The organism is Collimonas fungivorans, assembly GCF_028292705.1.
Classification (GTDB): domain Bacteria; phylum Pseudomonadota; class Gammaproteobacteria; order Burkholderiales; family Burkholderiaceae_D; genus Collimonas; species Collimonas fungivorans_B.
In genome coordinates, this window is record NZ_JAQGLV010000122.1 from 1 (window position 1) to 4,603 (window position 4,603).

At 62.0% G+C, this 4,603-nt stretch carries 5 protein-coding genes; 1 reads left to right on the forward strand and 4 read right to left on the reverse strand.

All coding sequences use genetic code 11. The annotated features are described in order from the left end of the window. Positions 1–14: 14 nt before the first annotated feature. Together JWQ61_RS05910 and JWQ61_RS05915 are read right to left on the reverse strand one after the other, a co-directional pair. Entirely contained in the window at positions 15–1,172 is a 1,158-nt protein-coding gene (locus JWQ61_RS05910; protein WP_304359706.1) for an iron-containing alcohol dehydrogenase, read from the reverse strand. A 79-nt stretch (positions 1,173–1,251) separates the two neighbouring features. Then, a complete protein-coding gene (locus JWQ61_RS05915; protein ID WP_304359707.1) occupies positions 1,252–1,866 on the reverse strand; it encodes a TetR/AcrR family transcriptional regulator in 615 nt (204 codons plus the stop codon). A gap of 222 nt (positions 1,867–2,088) precedes the next feature. On the opposite strand from JWQ61_RS05915, the gene JWQ61_RS05920 reads away from it, so the two are divergent. Further along, the gene (locus JWQ61_RS05920) at positions 2,089–3,051 is read left to right on the forward strand and encodes a LysR family transcriptional regulator (RefSeq protein WP_041741511.1); all 963 of its coding nucleotides are present in this window, start codon (positions 2,089–2,091) and stop codon (positions 3,049–3,051) included. Between the two features lie 33 nt (positions 3,052–3,084). Here JWQ61_RS05920 and JWQ61_RS05925 read toward each other — a convergent pair whose 3' ends face one another. Both JWQ61_RS05925 and JWQ61_RS05930 read right to left on the reverse strand, forming a co-directional pair. Further along, positions 3,085–4,197, reverse strand: coding sequence for an NADH:flavin oxidoreductase/NADH oxidase (locus tag JWQ61_RS05925; RefSeq protein ID WP_304359708.1), 1,113 nt, complete (start codon positions 4,195–4,197; stop codon positions 3,085–3,087). A gap of 22 nt (positions 4,198–4,219) precedes the next feature. Further along, positions 4,220–4,603, reverse strand: a 384-nt coding sequence (locus JWQ61_RS05930) for an ATP-binding cassette domain-containing protein (protein WP_304359709.1), incomplete at its 5' end; no start/stop codon positions are given.

A 4,603-nucleotide genomic window follows, 5' to 3' on the forward strand; every position in this document is an offset into this window, starting at 1 on the left:
AAATCAATTGCGCATCACAAGGCCGCTTCGAGGATGGTGCGGCTGACAGCCAGGGTATGGTCCTGGTGTTCGCCCAGCGCTGTCATGCCGTGCTTGTCCAGCTGCCCGAGCACGGTCTCGACCGCGTCCTGGCCCAGTTCATAGTCCGCCAGGCGGGTCTTGATGCCCAGGCTTTCGAAGAAATCGCGGGTGCGCTGGATGGCCAGGTCGATGCGTGCATCTTCGCTGCCTTCGGTGATCTGCCAGACGCGTTCGGCATACTGCAGCAGCTTGGCGCGTTTGCTGTTGCGGCGCACTGACAGCAACGACGGCAGCACGATCGCCAGCGTGCGCGCATGGTCGATATCGTATTGCGCGGTCAGCTCATGGCCCAGCATATGGGTGGCCCAGTCCTGCGGCACGCCAGCGCCGATCAGGCCGTTGAGCGCCAGGGTAGCAACCCACATCAGGTTGGCGCGGGCGTCGTAGTTGTCCGGTTCGGCCAGCACTTTTGGTCCGGTTTCGATCAGGCTCAACAGCAGGCCTTCGGCGAAACGGTCTTGCACCTGGCCTTGCACCGGATAGGTCAGGTACTGTTCGACGGTATGCACGAAGGCATCGACCACGCCGTTGGCGATCTGCCGCGGCGGCAAGGTGAAAGTCTTGGTCGGATCGAGGATGGAGAACTGCGGGAACACCAGCGGGCTGTGGAAGGCCAGCTTGGCTTGTATCGATTTGCGGGTGACGACGCCGCCGTTGTTCATTTCCGAGCCGGTCGCCGGCAGGGTCAGTACGCTGCCGAAGGGCAGGGCGCTGGTGATGTTGGTGCCGCGCTTGACGGCGATATCCCAGGCTTCACCCTCAAAATTCGCCGCAGCGGCGACAAACTTGGTGCCGTCGATGACCGAGCCGCCGCCTACCGCCAGCAGGAAATCGATCTTTTGCGCGCGGACTTGCTCGACCGCCTGCATCAGCGTTTCGTAACTTGGATTGGGTTCGATGCCGGCGAACTCGTGGATTTCACGTTTGCCCAACGCGGCCTTGACTTCGTCCAGGGTACCGGTTTTCTGGGCACTGGCGCCGCCATACAGGATCAGCACGCGAGCATCACGGGGAACCAGGTCGGCCAGTTTGGCGATGGTGTCGCGGCCGAAGACGATCTTGGTGGGATTGTAGAATTCAAAATTCAGCATGTGTTTTCCTTGGGAAGTGATCCGCCCATGACGGAGCGGTAAAAAAATGCGCGGACTGGCGTTGTGCTTCGGCTGCGCTTCAGTTTGGTATTGGTGGCGGCGCCAGGATGTTGAGGGTGACATCCATGGCGCTTTCGAGGGCGCTGCGATCGCGCTGGAGTTTGGCCAGCAGGCTGGCGCCCAGCCATAGCTGGTAAAGCATCTGCGCGGTTTTCTGCGGTTCCAGTTCGATCCGCAGCGAGCCATCCGCGATGCCTTCGGCGATGCAGTCGGCCAGGCGCGCCATTACCTGGGTCGTGCCTTCGCACAAGGCCAGGCGCATGTCGTCCGACAGGTCGGAGACTTCGGCGCTGAGTTTCACCACCAGGCATTTGTCCATGGCTTCCGCGCCGGACTGGGTGTCGAGCCAGTGACCCCAGTAACGCAGCAGCCGTTCGCGGGCGGGTTCCTGCGCCGGTTGCACCGTAATCTGCAAGACCTCATCCATCGCCTGCAGGTAGTTGTCGACATACTGCTCCATCAGGGCCCGGCCGTATTGTTCCTTCGAGCCGAAGTAGTGATAGAAGGAGCCCTTGGGTATCGCCGCGGCGCTCAGGATTTCGCTGAGGCCGACGCCGGAAAAGCCTTTGACGGCAATAATCCTTTGTCCGGCATCCAGGATGTGGCGCTTGGTGGTGTCGTATTTTTCTCTCATGATTTGGCTATTCTAATTCAAAATTAGACCGGTCGTCTAATGAAGGGCGTTTTTACAGTAATTTCCCTATGGAAAGCTTAATCGGATTCGATACCTGAGGTAGCGCCTGTCGTGCTCGGGCGATGCTATCCAGGCTTATGCATATCCGTTATGCTTGTGGGGTTTATTGTGCAATATTCTTGTCTGAACGTTCGCATTCCTATACTAATTCTAGCGCCGCCCATGACATCGCGTACCAACCACCACCTCGATACCTATCTGCTGCGCGTTTTGCACACCTTGCTGGTGGAAAAAAGCGTTTCGCGCACCGCCATCAAGCTGGGACAATCGCAGCCGACCATCAGCAATACGCTCAAGCGCCTGCGCGAGCTGACCGGCGACGCCATCCTGGTGCGCGGCAAGACCGGCATGGTGCCTACCGAACGCGGCCAGGAGCTGCTGGCGCTGGCGAAGCAGGGCCTGGAAGTCATAGAAAAAATCGCGGCGCCGGTAGCGGCGTTCGAGGCCGACAGCACGGCGCGGGTATTCCATATCGCCACGCCGGATTACCTGAACATGCTGCTGATTCCATCCATCATCGAGCAGCTGCGGCGGCGCGCGCCCGGCGCCAGCCTGATGGTGCACGCGCTGGACGCCAACCTGGACTATGCCAGCGCGCTGGAAAACGGCCGCTTTGACCTGGTGATCGGCAACTGGCCCGATCCGCCCGAGCATCTGCACCTGGCGCAACTGTTCGATGACGATGTGGTGTGCATGATGCACCGCGACCACCCGGTGGCGAAGAAGGGCCTGACCCTCAAGTATTATCTCGAAATGCCGCACCTGGCGCCGACGCCCTACATAGAAGGGCATCGCAGCGGGATTGACGTCGCCCTTGCCGAGCAGGGTCTGAAGCGCAACGTGCAGGTGACGATCCCGTATTTCGCGCTGGTGCCGCATGTGCTGGCGAAATCGGACCTGATTTTCACTACCGGGCGGCAGTTTGCCGAGCACATCATCGAAGACTGGCCGATCGGCATGTTTACACTGCCGTTCGATATGCCGAAGATGCGTTTCTACATGCTGTGGCATGCGCGCTCGCATGTTGCGCCGGACGTGGTGTGGCTGCGGCGCCTGATTGCCGAGGTGTCGGCTGACCTCGGCAAATCAAGCGGCAAGTCAGGCGCCAGGCAGCCGGCGCCGTAATTCTGGCGGAGCCGGGCCCTGACTCATTTATCGCTACTCGTTATCGCTATAGTCGACGTTCGGCCGCTGCGGCGATTTGCGTGAAGTCGCGCGCATGTATTGCGGCGCCCACGAAGTGACATCGTGCAGCGCGTCGGCCGCGTGCAGGGGCCAGTAAGGATCGCGCAGCAGCTCGCGCGCCATCAGCACCAGGTCGGCCTGTTCGGTGCGCAGTATGTGTTCGGCCTGGCCGGGATCGGTGATCATGCCGACCGTGCCGCTGGGGATGCCGGCTTCATTGCGGACCCTGGCTGCAAACTGGGTCTGGTAGCCAGGCCCTACCGGAATCGCGGCGGCCGCGATATTGCCGCCGCTGGAAACGTCGATCAGGTCAACTCCGGCTTCGCGCAGCAAGCGGCTCAAGGCCACCGTTTCATCCACATTCCAGCCGCCGTCGATCCAGTCCGTGGCCGACAGGCGCACCAGGAGCGGCAGCTGTTCCGGCCAGACCTGGCGTACCGCCGCCACCACTTCCAACGCCAGCCGTGCGCGGTTTTCAAACGAACCGCCGTACTGGTCGGTCCGATGATTGCTGATCGGCGACAGGAACTGGTGCAGCAGGTAACCATGCGCCGCATGGATTTCGACTACCTTGAAACCGGCTTGCTGGGCGCGCAGCGCGGCGTCGGCAAACGCCTTGACGACGCCCTTGATGCCGTCGACGGTGAGCGCGCTGGGGGTGGTGTAGTTAGTATCGAACGGAATCGCCGACGGGCCGTCGGTGCGCCAGCCGCCCTGGTCGGGATGGACCCGGCCTTGCTGTTCTTCCCACGGACGCCAGACGCTGGCCTTGCGGCCGGCATGCGCCAGCTGGATGCCGGCTACTGTGCCTTGCTGCTCGATAAAGTGCGTGATGCGGCGCAACGGCGCAATGTGCTCATCTTTCCAGATGCCGAGATCCTGCGGCGAGATGCGGCCCTGCGGCAGCACTGCGCTGGCTTCGAAAATGATCAGGCCGGCGCCGCCGACCGCGCGGCTGCCGAGATGCACCAGGTGCCAGTCGTTGGCGAAGCCGTCTTCCGCCGAATATTGGCACATGGGGGCAACCGCAATCCGGTTGGCCAAGGTGACGCTGCGCAGCGTCAGCGGAGAAAATAAAAAGGTCATGTCTGTCTTCCCGTAGGTTGGTTTATGCGTCGACCAGGCCGTTGAACTGCAATGCCGCCAGGCTTGCGTACAAGCCGTTTTGCGCCACCAGCTCGGCGTGGCTGCCGGTTTCCACTATGTGTCCATGTTCCAGCACGATGATGCGGTCGGCGCGCTGCACGGTGGCCAGGCGATGGGCGATGACCAGGGTGGTGCGTCCCACCATCGCCGCTTCCAGCGCGCCTTGCACCGCACGTTCCGATTCCGCGTCGAGCGCGCTGGTGGCTTCGTCCAGCAGCAACAGCGGCGGATTTTTCAGCAGCGCGCGGGCGATCGCAATGCGCTGCCGCTGGCCGCCCGACAGGCGCACTCCGCGCTCGCCGAGGAAGGCCTGGTAGCCTTCCGGCAGGCGTTCGATGAATTCGTG